This window comes from Ignavibacteriales bacterium, assembly GCA_026390575.1.
Taxonomy (GTDB): Bacteria; Bacteroidota; Ignavibacteria; order UBA10030; family UBA10030; genus Fen-1298.
Map to the genome: position 1 here is coordinate 450,341 of JAPLFR010000001.1, position 16,496 is coordinate 466,836.

Genomic DNA, 16,496 nt, shown 5'->3' on the forward strand with positions numbered 1-16,496 from the left:
TAATAGTTCTCAATATGAGTCAATAATCTCATTATGGGCATAATAATCTATCTAATGCTCGAAAATCGTTTGAAAAAAGGGGAATTTGTGTTGGCACGGAGATTGATATAAGTTAACTATGAAATTGATAGAAGAAAATAAAACAAAAACTAATACACAATAAATAAACAAACAATTAAATGGAGGTTCATATGTCACGCAATTTATTTAGTTTTGCCCTATTAGTAGCGATGCTGGTGGTTTTAGTCGCCGGCAATATGCAGGCACAGACTGTTAATAAAAATGTCGCTGCAACTGCTACTGTTATGACTGCTTTAACAATTGATGCAACAAATATGGCGTTCGGAAACATTCCGGCGAGCAAGACAGCTGTTATTGATCCCAAAGGCTTGGCCCATCAATATGTAGGTTCCGGAGTGACAGTTGGTACAGTCACGGTCACTGGTGCAAACTCGACAGATGTTCTGATCAGTTGGCCAGCATCTATTTCACTGACACAAAGTGGTAAAACGCCCTTGACGTTAACACTTGCAGTTAATGGCGACGCCAGTGCAGCGAATCAAGCAACCGCTGGTACTTTAGCCTCAGGAGCTGATGTGGTAACTAGTGGTGCAGGAAATTACTCTTTGTGGGTTGGAGGATCTCTGCCAGCAGGAGCAGAAACGGGTTTGTTCTCTGGTAATGCTAATTTTTCAGTTGAGTACAAATAGAAAATCATTGCAATTATCGTTAGTAATTGCTTTATTAAGATGTCACAGACAGGAAGCCCTTACCTTTAGGGCTTTCTGTTTGTTATTATGTTGCTCATTTCCCAATTGAGTGACGTTTACGTTTTCTGTGGGGTTAAAAAATATTTAAGAAAGGAAAAAAGTATCAGAATGAAACACTTGACGTGTTGCAATTCAAGATTATTAATTTTCCTGATACCCGCATTATTCTTGGTGCCCGAAATGCTTCTTGCCCAGGTAACCGTAGCGCCCTCAATGCTCTTTATTGATTCGAAGAGCGGGATCGGGAATATGTATATCACAAACAATTCTGCAGTTCCCCAAGAAGTGAGCATAAGCTTTGCATTTGGATATACCGATGCTGACAGTATGGGCAATGCCATAATGAATTACAACGATACGGTTGCTGCAAAAACATATGCACTAAATCCAATGGTTCGTGCATATCCAAAAAGTTTTATTTTGAACGCCAAACAAGAACAAACTGTCAGGTTGCAAGTGCGCGCGAACAGCTCTGTGAAAGATGCTTTCTTTTTCTCCAGAGTTAAGGTAACGTCGGCTCAGAAAACACCTGACGTCGAGAAAAAGGTAACAGATGCAGTCACGGCACAAATCAATTTCAAGTTTGACCAGATTTTCCCTGTTTTCTACAGGAAAGGGAATGTCTCTACCGGTCTAATCGTACACGATGTCATGACATCATTGAAGAACAATAAGCTAACAGTTGTTGTGGATGTAGAGCGCACAGGCAATGCGCCTTTCATCGGCAGCATGAAGGCAGAGTTGTATTCTGCTGCAAATGAAAAAGTGGCTTTGTCTGAAGCAACAGCATCAATTTATTTTCGCATGAAAAACAAGATAGACCTTGACCTTTCAAAAGTGGCAAAGGGTAAGCATAAACTTCTTGTGACATTTGAAACCAAGCGGTCGGATGTTGCGACGGAAGACTTATTGCAAGCTCAACCGGTGACCAAAGAAGTGAATGTGAATCTTGAATGATGCAATGTGGCATCATAAGAGAAGGTACATATGCTTCATTATGGCTTCGCTCGAAAAGATTGTTGTATGGGACTCAGGACAGCCTGTGGGTTATGCCGTCTATCAATAATGCAGATACCCCAAATCCATATTTACAATTCAAGCATTGTTGTTTTTTTTACTCATTATCGATAGTAACGGGAACGTTTGTAGAATATTTTAGAAAGATTATTTACACGGTACAAGGTGTTCGAAGAAACTTTGTCGGGGACGAAGGTTGTTTAGAACAAAAAGAAACAAGACCGACCCGGATTCATCCGCATGTGCATGAGTTCATCCCTTCAAGAAATTATTATAACGATGTACAAACCTTCTTATTAACTCTTCGTATATTTTTTTTATTCTGTTTTCTTGTTCCATCCCGATCGCTCGCGCAGCAATCCTCCCAATATGATGAAGTGGTATTTGGGTACACTCTCAAGGGATTGGGCAGCTATAACATATCGGTTGCAGTGAAGAATGATAAAATCTTTCTTCCCGTCACAGTATTATTCAATATTTTTGAAGTTTATTATACCATCGAGGGACAGAATACCATTAAAGGGACGTATATTTCCTCTGCAATGCCAATGACAATTAATCCGGTCAGGCATGAGATTTCTCTCGGAGATAAAGTATATGTACTGACATTGGAAGAGATGTTCAAAGGGGAGATGGATATTTACATAGCAGCTGAAAAATTCGAAGAAATCTTTGGCATCAGCAGCATAGTGAACATCAACCGGCTCCAGATTATTGCCGAGACGTCCAAGGAATTACCTGCGCTCGTTCGCAAGAAGGCGGCGTTGGTGCGTTCGGAAGTGGGAAGCGACTTCGGCCCGTCGGTGAAATATCCACTGCGTTATGCTCTCGATCGTTCAGTCCTCGGTGGCGCCGTCCTCGATTACAACGTATCTACTTCGTTGGACAAGCTCTCGTCAAAGGGAACGAACTATACGTTTACTGGCGGGGGTGAAGTGGCTGGAGGAGATATTCAGGTGAGCTTGGTTGGTGCAACAGGGCAGGCCGCTTCTGTCAGCGACCTTCGCTGGCGTTACGTCGTGCGGCAGAATAATTATTTCAGTTCGTTCACGGCAGGTCAGATTACGACTGGCAGCGATTTTATTCCGAGGGTTACAGGCATTGCTTTATCAAACGAACCTATTGAACCGCGCGTCATGTTTGACAATTACATCGTTGATGGGTTCACCGATCCTGAGTCTGAGGTCGAATTGTTTTTGAATGACCGCCTGATTGGATTTCAGAAAGCTAACGCGGCAGGCTACTATCGATTTCAGTTTCCACTTACGTACGGAACAGAGAAAATTTCAATTAAAACGTTTTCCAAATATGGTGATATAAATGTTAGTGAGAAACAAATTCAGATACCATTCTCGTTTGTACCAAAGGGGATTCTTAGTTACAATATACAAGCAGGTAAAGTGAATAATAATGTAGATCCGGCGAATAATGCATATTTTGGAAATGTAAATTTGCTCTTTGGTGCTGCGAACTGGCTGACGCTCAATGGAGGCCTCGAGCGCAGCAACAATACCGATCTCCTGAAACCGATATATAATTTCGGATTTTCGTCCCGCTTGTTTTCCCAGTACATTTTCAATGTTAATGTGGCACCGGACGCATATTACCTCTTCAATGCGAACGCTATTTTTGCCTCAAATGCAGGTGTATTTGTCTCATATTCAAAATATTTATTGAGTGATACACTCATCGGCACATCGCCTCAGCAGAATGCAAGCCTGGCTCTCTCGTTGCCTCTAACGTTTATCTCATCTGGCACCGGATTCAGGATCTCCGAGGACTACACGGATGCTGCGTCGGGAAAACGTTTGTCGAAACGACTCGATCTTTTAACCCGTCTTATCAATTTACAGTGGCTCATGAGCTATAGTGAAGTAATGACTGGCACCGAAGTGAGTCCCTTGAACTTTAATGGTAATGGTCTCCTTACAACGACGGCTATGTACATGCTGCCACGCTCGTCGGTTCTCCCAAATTTCTTGCAGGCATTTTTCTTGCGCGGTGCCGTAACATACGATCTGCAGACCAGGTCCCTTCAGGATGCGAGCCTCCAATTTTCTAAAACATTTATGCAGATCTTTCAATTCAATCTAGGGTTTGATCGTAACTTTGCAGGCAACACAACATCGTTTGAGGCTGGCCTGATTATGGATTTAAATTTTACGCGCACCTCTTCGGTCTTTGATTTCTCGAATGAAAGCATGACATCTCGCCAATCACTCTATGGCTCGGTAGCACTCGACCGTGGCGCGGTGTTCTTATCAAACCGCGAACAAATTGGTAAAGGCGGCGTTGATGTAAAACTGTTTGTCGATAACAATTATAACGGTAAGTACAATGCTGGAGACGAGCTCATTCCGGCAAGAGGGGTCAAAGTCGAAGGAAGTGGCAAGATTGAGCTTGGCAGAGACAGCATCATCCGGGTGACGCAGCTAGAAAGCTACTTCCGATACAATCTAGAGGTTGACAAACAACAGGTCGATCCTAATCTCGTGCCCACAATCGATAAGTTTTCTTTTGTTGTCGATCCGAATCAAATGAGGCGGATCGAAATTCCATTTTATCGTGGTGGAACTATTTCTGGAAACGTCTATTTAGAAAGGGAAGGAATTCGTAGTCCACTCAGTGGAAGCCGCGTCATCATGCGGGCAACCGAAGGAAATTTCGGCGATACGCTTCGCACATTTGCAGATGGAGGATTCTATGCGATGAATGTCGCACCCGGGAGTTATACGCTTGCGGTTGATCCTGAGCAACTTAAATTTCTTCAAGCAATCCAGCAGAGCGGTCCTCTCGCCGTTACGGTGCATCACTCGATGCAAGGGGATATCATTGAAGACCTTGTCATTGTATGTGAAAGCCTATTCAAAGTGACAAAACCGGTTCAAGAAGTGGATACGATGAAAGTCATAGCGAGTGATTCCGTCAGAAAGTTCATTGTCTCTCTGCCCGGCAAGAGAGACAATATTGATTCCAACATTCTCAAAGAAAATATCGAACCGGCACCAAGTCCTACCCAGAAAAAAAGTGTAGATTCATCTCTTCGTGAAGAATATTCTCAAGCAATTTCACTTTTCCAAGAGAAAAATTACGGCGATGCTCATGCCCTCTTTAGCAGTTTGCTTGAGAGAGGAATTGAAAAATCTCTCGCCGGTAACTGTGAGTACTGGATGGGTGAATGCAATTATGCTACACGTAATTATAGTGACGCTATAGAACATTTCCAAAAAGTTATTGCTCTGGATTCATCTAATAAAAAACCTGATGCATACTATATGCTGGGCAGATCGTATGAGCAGATAGATGAACGAGAGAAAGCCCGAGACACCTACCAGGCTCTCAACGATCAGTATCCCGACAATGTCCATGCACGTCGCGTAATATCTCGTTTGAAGGCGCTGGACAATCTCCTGATGAAAAGCGGAAAAAAAAAAGTTTTAAGCAAGGTGATTCAGGAAGCACCTCCAATCATTGAAAAGAAAATTGTAACTCCTCCGCCAGTAATGAAAGCTGAGAAGCCATGCATAGTGATTTCCAATATAAAGAAAACCGGGTACGTTCTTCAAGTTTCTTCTTGGGCCACACGATCAAAAGTGAGGCGAGTAGTGAAACAAATAACTAAATTCCCAAGACTCAAAACGTACGTTATGATTGCACGTGAGCCAGCATTGGGCTTACGATTTTGCGTCTTTATTGGTGTTTTCAAATCCAGAGAAGACGCTATGGATTTCGGCCACAATTTCAATTTCGAATAGCAATAAAATCTCTTCAATCTACCTCTTTAGTTACCAGTTACCATCCTGATTCTCTCATATATATCAATTGTACACGCAGAATCGCTATTGTAGAAAATTCAATTTTTCATACCTAAAATAAAATTTGCTGTTTTTTTCCTATCTCTTAACTCCTTTCTTTTAAATAACTTAACAGAACACTAAAAAGCGAGTCAGGTTTGGTCTGTCTGGCATTTAAAATGAAGTAAACAAATCAAGCATATGAAAAACTTAATTGCGAATATAAATACAAAATACCACTTGACAATGAATAATCCTTTTGCATATATTACTCCAACACGAAGGTTGAAAAATCCTATAGCCATAGTCCTTTTCCTACTACTAGTCATGACAGCCATTGTATCACTGGGTGCTTTTGAAATAAAGCCCTTTGGTTCCATTTCCGTGAACAATGGTTCCAATCGATTCCTCGCTTTTCACAGTAAAATGGTAGAGGGACACTATAACCTGTCGACCTATTCCCAAAATTGGAAGATCCTAGCATCCATTGACGAACCAATGCCGGCGAGAACGAAGCTCTTAATTCAAGTGTCAAGCAAGAAGGGTACAAGTCTTGGGATAGTTGATCTGTCAGATGGAACTCCAAAGAATGTGGTTATCGGAAATGGCAAGGTAGTTGAGACAGACCAGTGTATTTCTTGCACCGTGATATCTGGTACACGTTTAGGAAGAACGGTGACATTGAACCTAAGGGAGTGGTAACACTCAACTATCAGCGTGGTGGCTGCGGATACTAAAATTTCTCTCACTACTAATTTAAATCATTAAAAATTTACTGAAACCTCCTTTCGGTTTTTGTCCCTTCTTCACTTCAATCAAAAATAATCTGAATTATTTCAATGTGCCATTGACATATAAAACACCGTAACGCTTGTGCACTTCATTCAATGCATCAAGAATACTCTCCGTTCTCACAACAGCTGATTACTGGCCCTTGGTCGACAATACATTATGCAAATGAATAGTTCTTTTATGACACTCATCCAAGTCTCACGTGTGAAAATTCTTACTGCCATAGTCCTTCTCCTACTAGTAGCCATAGCTTTCGATGAAGTACGTTCACAAGGTCATAGTAATACAGCCACGCAATCTGTTACACTTGAAGTGAAGCCGATTTCCAAGATTTCGGTAGTAGGCAATCCCAGTCAGCTTATTATTAAAGATGAAGCCAGCGGATCCAACTCTACTTCGATCAGCGATGAGAATACAAAATATAGTTTATCGACAAATGTTGGTAATATGAAAATCGTTGCATCCATTAGTGATCGGATGCCTGCTGGAACAAAATTGATGATTAAATTGGCAAGCAGCAAAGCCGCAAGCGTCGGTTCAGTTGATTTATCAAATGCAATGACTCCGGTAAATGTCGTGACGGGAATCAGCACGGGAGTCGAGACAGATCAAACTATCAGTTACACATTTGCAGCGAATGCAGATGTCACTGAGCTTCCAGCAACATCACGAATGGTTACATTAACGCTTACGAATTAAGTAAAATCATGAAAAAACTTCTTTCCATAAGTTCACTCTTTATTCTAGCTCTTGTGTTGAGTCCTTTGGCATTTTCACAAACAACAAACTCGGCAACACAAACAGTCATGTTCGCAGTCAACCGCCCGGTAAAACCAACGCTGAACACGTTGGCAAGTATCCAAAATAGTAATACTTCATCAACCTCGTCTGAAGCTGTCGCACTTCGGAACCAACTGAAACAGCAATCCTCCAAAGTTACAGTTTTCACGCTGCCTTCAATGTTTTCAAATGTGCATCTCGATTGAATATCAGTTCTTGAGACAAAAACATCTGTCGCAAGCGATAACACTCCGCTCGTTCTTGCGATTACCGAATAAATCTTTTTACACGTTCGCCTCTCTTCCACACAACAGTGAATTATCAACGAACGCACCACAGCGTCAAGGTCAAGAGAATCCTCGATTGAAAAAACGTTGCGATTATGTAAGGTGAACTTTGTTGAGCTGAATATTTTTATTTATTTTGAATGAAGCACGAAGACGCCATTCCAGTCGGACTGAGGCGGGGAGATTTGGTAAAGTTTCATCCGTTCGATGTAGAGCAGACACACCGGGTCATCTGGAATTTTTTGCGTCGCATGTTCCATATATGCAATACCTTCATCCCAACGGCGCTCTCGATATGATTTCAACCCTTCAGCATATATCTCAAGGAAATATTTCATTTTATCAGTTATCGGCTTATCGGCGAGATTGATCAATTCATAGATTCGGGTCGGCTCAGTTTTTCCAACAACCTGAACGCGATCTACTTCGCGGGCAACGACACGTTTTGCTACTTGTTGATACGTTGTTTCGCTGATAAGAATACATGTGCCGTACTGTTTATTTGCACCCTCTAATCGCGAGGCAAGATTGACCGGATCTCCAATTGCTGTATAACTTTGTCTTTGCTCAGATCCCATGTTTCCAACCGTACATGTCCCCGTGTTAACCCCGATACGCTGCCTGACTTCCACATTACCAATTTTGTACAGTTTTGGCTGCAATCGTTCGAGTCGATACTGCATTTCAAGTGCTGACACGCAAGCGTGGAACGTAGCGTTCTCATCTTTCAGGGGTGCTCCCCAAAATGCCATAATCGCATCACCAATGAATTTATCGACGGTGCCTTGATGCTTGAGTATAACATTTGTCATATCAGTCATATAGACATTGAGAAGTTTGACGAGTGTTTCGTCATCTACTTTTTCTGAAATGGTAGAAAATCCTTTTATATCGGAAAAGAGGATGGATATCTCACGCTTTTCACCGCCAAGTTTAACAAGTTGTGGATCGTTAATGAGTATATCGACAATGGTACTATCGACATAACGTCCGAACAGATCGGTAATCATTTTCCGCTGACGACCTTCGGTTGCAGCGCGAAAAGCAATGGTTGAAACAAAACATAAGGAGAATGCAAACAACGGTTCGGCAATATGGAACAAAACGTTGAAAAATGCGAATGCACTATAAGCGAAGATGGAATAGAGTACTGCAACCAAGAGAAGGATTCCAACTCCAGCACGCATCTTCCACGTATGTGCAACGAATCCGATTGCCAAAGTGATCAGAGCAAGAATGGAGAATTGAATCCATGCGTGCGCCGGAATTAAAAATCTGTTGGTGGCGATCATGTCATAAATGTTTGCATGAGTAAAGAATCCAGCTGATGATTCTTCAAGCGGGTTTGCATAGTAATCACCCACCGAACGGATAGTCGGACCTATAATGCAAACTTTATTTTTAAATTGATCAAAGAATTTTTCATTCCCTTGTTTAGCTGCTGCGAGTATATCAAATAAGGATACAGAAGGAAGTTGGCTTCCCTTTCCGATATAGTTAATACGAACTTCACCCCACAATCCTGTGTGAATTTCCATTGTGCCTGCTCTGACTATAGTTCCATCGTCAGTATCTTCGAAGGAAATGTCTTTTGGATCAATCTTCAATACATACATTGCCAACGTCATTCCGAGAGATGGATAGAGTCGTTCAGCGTATTCTACGAATAAAGGAGTTGAGCGAATAATTCCATCTAATGTATCGGGAATAAGCAATACATGTCCGATGCCGGTCGAAACTTCAGCCAATTCAAGAAATGGATAATCGTTGATGATTGGTGCGCGTGGGAAATGATTCAGATATGGAGCTGGAATTCCAAAACGTCCTATGATGTAATGTGCAGCGCTGTCTACATCGCGACGACTGACGTGTTGTCTCTCTGTTGATGAAGGAACATATGGACCAATAACTTGAAATGTCCCTTGTGCTTGTTTCAAGTATTCTACTAACAAAATATTTTGCATTGTATCGACATCTTTTTTGGGAGGAAGAGGAACGTCAAGTGCGACGGCTTTTGCACCTGAATTACTGAGAAGTGTCATGACGGCACCGTATTGATCACGGGGTATAGGCCACCCAAGCAATTTATCTGTGTAATCGTCAATTTTGACCATGATGATGTCATTGCCGTACGGTCTTACGCCGCGTGCACGCATGAGCATATCACATCCACGCTGTTCTATCGCTTGAAAGAGGTTTGTTCCTAAAGAAGGAAGGAACGATGTATTGAAAAAAAGTTCTGCGAGTAGAATAGTCCCTACAGCAAAGATGAAACCGTAATACTTTTTGAGACCTGCTTTAACGATCGTGGATGGATTCATAAAGTCTGCCTTTTTTGGTATGTACTACGGAGGATTCTTTAAAATATAATTGTTGCTAATCTAACAAGGTGCCAGACGAAATGCAACCGTAACCTTAATATTGCTATATTTGTGTTGAAGCGACATCTTTGAGATTATTATGAATCTTTGGTTTCCCTTGACATAGGGGTAATTTCTTGTTAAGATTTCGTTATATGAGAAAGTGTGAATAATTGAAGAGAGAGGAAAGAAAAGAATGACAATCTGTAAATATTTTGAAAAATCAATAGTACTTGGAATATTCACAGGTATTCTCATAATCTCAAATGTATCAGTTTCAGCAGGTGCCGGCAATCCAGCTGCATCTTCGAATATATATAGACGTGATTCCCTCAAGGTGGGCAGCGTAGCTCCATCTTTCGTTATGCGGGATCTTCTCACGGATAATGCCGTTTTTCTGCGCGATTACACGGGCGAGACTCTTCGTGATTCTTGGAAAAATAAAAACCGTTATGTTGTTGTTCTGAGTTTTTGGGCAACGTGGTGCCAGCCATGTAAAGTTGAGATCCCTCTTCTTGAAAAAATATCTGAGGAAATGAAGAATGAACCTATAAAATTCTTTCTTATCAACACCATGGAGAAATCCGAATTAAACGAAGATACGATCCGACAGGTATACATGTCGAGGGGGTACAATGTGCAATGTCTTCTCGATCCGGCAACGCGGTTTGCGCAGCTCTACACGGTGCATGGACTGCCCATGATTGTTGTCATAGATAAATTTGGAATTGTGCGCAAGATCAACCGCGGATATAATGAAAATTTCCATATTGAACTTGAAAAACTGATCAAAGAGTTGGTACAAGAGAAGGTTGGTACTAAAAAATAAAACCGAGCATCCTGAATTCATCATTCAAAAATCTATACTCATCTACCTGCAGAGAGGTGCACGATGTGCCGAACTGTTGTATGTTGTTTTGTCATTTCTTTTATTCTTCTCGGATGTGCTGCACCCGAACAAGTTGTTAAAAAACCAAAGATGAACTGCGGTATACTCCCTTTTGAATCGCGAGCTGGTATGAAAGCCGGCGAAGCAGAAAGCGTGATGGATATGCTTGCAGCAGCGCTTCAGAAAACGGAACGGTTTACTGTTATCGATAGAAAACATTTAACTGCAGTTTTAATTGAACAAGGATTTCAATCTGCACAGGAAGATGGAAATGGGATGGCGAAGGCGGCGAAAATTCTTGCAATACATCACATGTTCTCCGGTTCCATCGGCAAACTTGGCGATAAGTACGTGCTCAATCTTAAGATGATTGATGTTGGAACTTCCGAGGTTGTTCTTGCCATCTCAAGAACGTATGATGATGATCTTGAAGATATTGGTGATGAATTTTTACCAAATGTCGTAAAAGAAATTCTGGTGGCTCTTGATGGCCCGCAGAAATAATGAAATCCTGGAAGAATTGTGATAGTCCTGGGAGAGTTTGAGCATAGGACAAACGATTTAATTTCAACTTGAAAGATTATTTAAAACTAATGAAATTATAATTATATCCATCGCGCTTTACATCAGTAATACAGGAGGGGGTTCGCATGCGAATGAATTACTTTTTGGCGCCCGCACTTATCCGATTTGTTCTTGTCTTCTTTCTTTCTTTTAGCATCGTACCAACAGCAGTAAGCCGACAGATGAAACCATCTCAGGCTCATCCAAAAATCAATATAGCCGTCCTTGATTTCGATGCACGCGGCGGAATCTCGAAGGAAGAAGCGGCATCGCTCTCCGATATTTTCCAGTCCCGGCTCGTCGAGTTCGGTGAATTCAATGTTGTTGATCGCAGCCGGATCAAAGTTATTTTACAGGAACAGGGATTCCAGCAGTCTGAAGCGTGCTCGCAGGTTGAATGCATTGTAGAAGCGGGCAAGATTTTGAAGGTAGAGAGAATGTTTGCCGGCACGATTGGCAAGATAGGACGCGTGTATAATGTGAACATACAGCTTATTGATATAGCAACTTCACAGATTATTCAGAATAAAAGCCGCCAGCATTCAGGCGAAGTTGATGAACTTGCAACGGAGATCGTGCCCGATATGGCAAAGGAGATGGCGGAAGGGATGACGGGAAAAGAATTGCGGGTAAGTTCCATGAGTAAGGGTAGTAGTTCATGGATGTGGTATGTAGGTGGAGCGCTAGTAGCAGGAGGTGCAGCAGTGTTTCTGTTAAAACCAGGTTCTAGTGGAACTCCACCGCCTGAAGCATTGCCGGCTTCGCCAGAATTTCCATAAAAAAAGAAAGGAAGATATGACAAGTCTATAAGACTTGTCATATCTAGAAAAGGAATGGAACTAGAACAAGGCAAATATTACCACATTTACAATCGTGGTAATAACCGTGAGAACTTGTTTTACGAAAATCGGAATTATGATTACTTCCTACAACAGTACACAAAACATATTGTTCCTATTGCGGAAACATTTGCCTATTGCCTGATGAAAAATCATTTCCATGTGTTGGTACGAATTAAGGATGATAGACTTGACAAGTCTCAAAGACTTGTCAAGTCTAGTTTGGTAACAAATAAATTTAGGAATTTCTTCATTAGTTACGCGAAGGCAATTAATAAGGCGTACGGACAGACAGGCGCGTTATTCCAACGCCCTTTCGGTCGGCGTGAAGTTACATCAAATGAGTACTTTGCTTGGCTCGTTCATTACATTCATTTTAATCCACAAAAACATGGTTTTGTCAAAAATTTTCAGACGTATTTATATTCATCATATTCAATCATTCATTCAGGACAATCAAACGTTGTTGATCGAGATAAGGTGCTTGAATGGTTTGGCGGTAAAGAAGCTTTTATAGAATTTCATAATCAGATGACAAATGAATTTGCAATTATGAATTTAATCGATGAAGATTAAATAGATAAATAGATTTGACAAGTCTTGCAGACTTGTCAAATCTAGAGAAGGCAGGAAAAAAGGGGATTATATGAAGACATTTGATACCGACCAATCAAATTTAGTTGGAAACCTTCCGAGAGTAACAAACAAATTCACCGGTAACCTTGTCAAGGTTGATAGGAAACCTTCGCAAGGTAACACAGTGAAGACACAGAAACCTTGCGAAGGTGACTCGAGAACCTTGACAAGGTTCTCCGTAAAATTCTTTTTGTTTCTTTTCTTTATTCCAGCAGTTCTTTTATGTCAAGTTCAGAAGTCAGAAAAGTATGAGTTGCGAAAAGAGCAAGTTTATTCCACACCGCAGTTAGCAGGATCAAATGCAACTACCAAACCGTATTTCCAACCGATGACCAAATCTGCTGCCTTCAATTCAAATGTCAGGCCTATGGATATCAAGAGCGAATCGGTGTCGAACGAGGCACCAATATCAAATGCGGTACTCTCTGCAAAAATCAGCAAGTCCATGAGTATGACGCCGCAGGGAATAGTGTATAACGGTATTGATAATCAATTCTCTCCACAGATCGCCGTCGATGGGAACGAAATGTTTACAGCTTTTGTGAATAATGACACAACAGGCGGATATCCGTACGGCAAAGTTTCAATTTACAAATCCACCGATGGAGGAACGTCATGGACCAAATGGACCTCAATTTTTAGTTCAGCAGCATCTCTTGAAAATCCAAAGATTTGCCTTGCCGGCAATCAGGTAATTATCTCCTTCATCTATGTTCAGTATTTAGGAACATATAGATTTGATCGAACGACTAAAGATGGTCTATTCACATATGTTTCGTCTCCTACAATTACAGCAACAGATTATGTTGTTGGTCAACAACTCTGTACAGACGCAGTGCAGTATCCAACAACCCCATATATCTATCTAACGTACCTTTTCCGACAATCGGATGGAAGTACGGCAGTGTTATTTAGTAGATCGATAGACACAGCACGAACATGGGAAGACTATCAATCTTTAGGATATACAACGCCTGCATTAAGTACACCGACTGTAGGTATGGATTTTGGTTCTAGTGGACTATTTGTTTCCTATTTAGGAAGCGGCACCAACACTGGCACCATCATGATACGAAAATCGACAATCTACGGTTCTGGAAGTAGCTGGTCGTCCGAAGTTTCAATTCCGTTAAATGTGAACGGCGGACCCAATGCTAAAATAGGACCGTTGGTTTCCACTGTCGGCCTACGTGTTGCTATCGTCTATCAATATGATTATTCCAATAATGCTGTGGACTACAAAACAGCAACTGATTTTGATATCAATGGTCTTCTTTCTTCAGATGGTGGAGTTACTTGGAGGGAAGTCCTTGTTGCCGGATCTTCCTCGAATGAAATTCTCCCAACGATAACCCATGATGTTGATTTCAGTTTCTATGTTGGTTTTATGCGGAATAACAGAATGTGTGTTGCTATGGCCGGGAATGAGCTCGCCTTCTCTACTCCTGACAGTTCCAGCAGCACCAATGCAAGCATGAATTATTTTCCGGGAATTGCTGGAAGTTCCATATCTGGAACCAGGCAGGCGTATGCAGTATGGACAGGGATAAATACAGATGCGGATATTTACAATTCCGTGGTATCGTTAAAAATTCCGCCGCTCAGTCCAACCAATTTAATAACAACAGCCGCTTCGGCTTCGCAGGTCAATCTGATCTGGACGGATAATTCTTCAGATGAAACGGGATTTCGCATCAAGTGGAGTACTAGTGCGAGTAGCGTGTATACAAATTCTGCGACTGTTGGTGCAAATATTTCATCATATCAGGTTACAGGATTAAATCCATCGACGCAGTATGATTTTTTTGTTCAAGCATATAATGCTAATGGAAATTCACCAGGTGCAGTTGGCAGCGCAACAACATCTTCATCCGGTAATCCTCCCACAATCACTTCTTTTTCTCCAACCTCCGGACCCATTGGCACAACGGTAACAATCACCGGCACAAACTTCAGCGCTACGGCATCCAATAATATTGTGTTCTTTGGCGGTATAAAGGCATCTGTGACCAATGCAACGGCAACATCACTGGCCGTCACTGTGCCATCCGGAGCTGTTTATGCCCCGATTACCGTGACAACAAATAATCTCAGCGCATCATCCAGATTATTCTATACACCGACATTTTCCGGTAACTGGAGCCTTACTTCAACATCGTTTGCCGCGAAAACGGACGTGAACACCACCGGCCAGTCCTTTAGCGTTGCTGAAGGCGACCTTGACGGAGACGGCAAACTGGATCTCGTTGCGTCAAATTATTCAGGCGGTTCTGTTTCTGTTTTCCTTAACACAAGCAGCAGTGGCTCTATTACCTATGCTACAAAAGTAGATTTCAATACAGGAAATGCACCGTATACTGTCGCATTGGGAGATATAGACGGAGACGGCAAACTGGATATTGTCACCACCAATAATAGTAGCAATACAATATCTGTTCTCAGGAATACCAGTACACCCGGTAATTTATCTTTTGCCTCTAATGTAGACTTTGCCATGGGTTCCAATCCATGGGGCGTTGCACTGGCCGACCTGGATGGAGATGGCAAGCTGGATGTTATCGCTTCGGGGAATGGTAGTAATATTTCGGTTCTTCGCAATACAAGTTCTGTCGGCACTATTTCATTTGCAGCATTTCAATCGTTTGGAACAAATGTGTATGCTTGGACTCTTGCCGTAGGCGATTTTGATGGAGATGGAAAAATAGATGTTGCCGCAGCAAGTTGCGTGAACAGCATTGTTTCTGTTTTTAGAAACACAAGCGCGGTCGGCTCTATTTCATTGGCGACAAATTCCGATTACTCGATCAACAGCACTGGCAGTGCTGTTGCTATTGGAGATTTGGATGGAGATGGGAAACTGGATATAGTGGCTGGAACATCCTCCTCAAACACACAACTATCCGTTCTTCTTAATACAAGCTCAAGCGGCGCTATTTCGTTTGCCTCAAAAGTCGGATTTACAGGAACCCAGCCATTTGGGGTTGCTCTTGGCGATCTGGACGGAAACGGAAAAATAGATATCGCGGCAACAAATTATAATGGAAGCACGGGCAACACCATTTCCGTATTCCGCAGCAACAGTACATCCGGTAATGCCGGATTTGAAGCGGCATTGAACTTTACCTCAGGAACTGGTCCGCGGGCGATCCTCATCGGTGATCTGGATGGTGATGGAAAGCCTGACCTTATTACAGCAAATAGCAGCAGCACGCTATCCATTTTCCGCAATACAGTTAGTTCCAACACTACCCCTGCCGCTCCTCAAAACCTTACCGCCACTGCCGGCAACGGACAAGTGACATTGAAATGGAATAAAAATACAGAAGCCGATTTCTTGAAATACCGAATTTACATGGGAACAGATTCTACATCTGTTAATCTCAAAGACTCATCATCTGCTTCTATCTCAGATACTTCCAAGACTATCATCGGTCTTACAAACGGCACGAAGTACTACTTCCGCGTCTCGGCTTTGAATAGTGCGAGGTTAGAGAGCGGAAAGAGCGTTGCTGCAAGTTCAATACCGAATGTTATTACTCTCTGTGTGTCCACTGCCGGTAGCGACGCGAATTCTGGTACAGCAACGGCACCTCTGCGTAACATCCAAACAGCACTCACGCGGGCGGCAATAGGAGATACGATCAAAGTAACCCGGGGATCGTACAGCGAAGTGATGACAACGCAAAAACAAGTAGTCGTGCGAGGCGGATATCAAGAATTATTTTCAGAGACGAATCGGGATATCTTTCTGAATAAGACATACGTACG

12 protein-coding genes are annotated in these 16,496 nt (G+C 42.1%); 11 read left to right on the plus strand and 1 reads right to left on the minus strand.

The genetic code is table 11. The features are described from left to right. The first annotated feature begins 191 nt into the window (after positions 1-191). The 6 genes from NTX44_02050 (at position 192) to NTX44_02075 (ending at position 7,359) form a co-directional block, all read left to right on the plus strand. Entirely contained in the window at positions 192-710 is a 519-nt protein-coding gene (locus NTX44_02050; GenBank protein MCX6120386.1) for a DUF4402 domain-containing protein, read from the plus strand. Positions 711-950: 240 nt separating this feature from the next. Beyond that, positions 951-1,727 carry a hypothetical protein gene (locus NTX44_02055; GenBank protein ID MCX6120387.1) on the plus strand — a complete coding sequence of 259 codons (777 nt, stop codon included), beginning with the start codon at positions 951-953 and terminating at the stop codon, positions 1,725-1,727. Between the two features lie 92 nt (positions 1,728-1,819). Continuing rightward, positions 1,820-5,542 (plus strand): tetratricopeptide repeat protein, encoded by a 3,723-nt coding sequence (locus NTX44_02060; protein MCX6120388.1) that lies wholly within the window; start codon positions 1,820-1,822, stop codon positions 5,540-5,542. 240 nt (positions 5,543-5,782) lie between these two features. Beyond that, positions 5,783-6,283: a hypothetical protein gene (locus tag NTX44_02065; protein MCX6120389.1), complete on the plus strand. Its 501-nt coding sequence runs from the start codon at positions 5,783-5,785 to the stop codon at positions 6,281-6,283. 270 nt (positions 6,284-6,553) lie between these two features. Next, a complete protein-coding gene (locus NTX44_02070; protein MCX6120390.1) occupies positions 6,554-7,072 on the plus strand; it encodes a hypothetical protein in 519 nt (172 codons plus the stop codon). A gap of 8 nt (positions 7,073-7,080) precedes the next feature. Then, complete coding sequence (locus NTX44_02075; protein ID MCX6120391.1) at positions 7,081-7,359, plus strand: hypothetical protein; 279 nt, start codon at positions 7,081-7,083, stop codon at positions 7,357-7,359. Between the two features lie 212 nt (positions 7,360-7,571). Here NTX44_02075 and NTX44_02080 read toward each other — a convergent pair whose 3' ends face one another. After that, positions 7,572-9,761: an adenylate/guanylate cyclase domain-containing protein gene (locus NTX44_02080; protein ID MCX6120392.1), complete on the minus strand. Its 2,190-nt coding sequence runs from the start codon at positions 9,759-9,761 to the stop codon at positions 7,572-7,574. Positions 9,762-9,996: 235 nt separating this feature from the next. Between NTX44_02080 and NTX44_02085 the strand changes: the two genes are divergently transcribed. The 5 genes from NTX44_02085 to NTX44_02105 form a co-directional block, all read left to right on the plus strand. Next, entirely contained in the window at positions 9,997-10,629 is a 633-nt protein-coding gene (locus NTX44_02085; GenBank protein ID MCX6120393.1) for a TlpA disulfide reductase family protein, read from the plus strand. Positions 10,630-10,692: 63 nt separating this feature from the next. Continuing rightward, the gene (locus NTX44_02090; protein MCX6120394.1) at positions 10,693-11,193 is read left to right on the plus strand and encodes a hypothetical protein; all 501 of its coding nucleotides are present in this window, start codon (positions 10,693-10,695) and stop codon (positions 11,191-11,193) included. A 146-nt stretch (positions 11,194-11,339) separates the two neighbouring features. Then, positions 11,340-12,032: a hypothetical protein gene (locus NTX44_02095; protein MCX6120395.1), complete on the plus strand. Its 693-nt coding sequence runs from the start codon at positions 11,340-11,342 to the stop codon at positions 12,030-12,032. Positions 12,033-12,086: 54 nt separating this feature from the next. Continuing rightward, positions 12,087-12,668, plus strand: a complete 582-nt coding sequence (locus NTX44_02100) for a transposase (protein MCX6120396.1) — start codon at positions 12,087-12,089, stop codon at positions 12,666-12,668. A gap of 70 nt (positions 12,669-12,738) precedes the next feature. Further along, positions 12,739-16,496 (plus strand): FG-GAP-like repeat-containing protein (locus NTX44_02105; GenBank protein ID MCX6120397.1); only part of this gene is annotated, 3,758 nt, incomplete at its 3' end.

What these genes read in the sequence shown, in the direction of transcription:
- NTX44_02050 (MCX6120386.1), top strand. Translation starts at nt 192, where the DNA reads ATGTCACGCAATTTATTTAGTTTTGCCCTATTAGTAGCGATGCTGGTG.
- NTX44_02090 (MCX6120394.1), top strand. Translation starts at nt 10,693, where the DNA reads ATGTGCCGAACTGTTGTATGTTGTTTTGTCATTTCTTTTATTCTTCTC.
- NTX44_02065 (MCX6120389.1), top strand. Translation starts at nt 5,783, where the DNA reads ATGAAAAACTTAATTGCGAATATAAATACAAAATACCACTTGACAATG.
- NTX44_02075 (MCX6120391.1), top strand. Translation starts at nt 7,081, where the DNA reads ATGAAAAAACTTCTTTCCATAAGTTCACTCTTTATTCTAGCTCTTGTG.
- NTX44_02060 (MCX6120388.1), top strand. Translation starts at nt 1,820, where the DNA reads ATGCCGTCTATCAATAATGCAGATACCCCAAATCCATATTTACAATTC.
- NTX44_02080 (MCX6120392.1), bottom strand. Translation starts at nt 9,761, where the DNA reads ATGAATCCATCCACGATCGTTAAAGCAGGTCTCAAAAAGTATTACGGT.
- NTX44_02055 (MCX6120387.1), top strand. Translation starts at nt 951, where the DNA reads ATGCTTCTTGCCCAGGTAACCGTAGCGCCCTCAATGCTCTTTATTGAT.
- NTX44_02085 (MCX6120393.1), top strand. Translation starts at nt 9,997, where the DNA reads ATGACAATCTGTAAATATTTTGAAAAATCAATAGTACTTGGAATATTC.
- NTX44_02070 (MCX6120390.1), top strand. Translation starts at nt 6,554, where the DNA reads ATGACACTCATCCAAGTCTCACGTGTGAAAATTCTTACTGCCATAGTC.
- NTX44_02100 (MCX6120396.1), top strand. Translation starts at nt 12,087, where the DNA reads ATGGAACTAGAACAAGGCAAATATTACCACATTTACAATCGTGGTAAT.
- NTX44_02095 (MCX6120395.1), top strand. Translation starts at nt 11,340, where the DNA reads ATGCGAATGAATTACTTTTTGGCGCCCGCACTTATCCGATTTGTTCTT.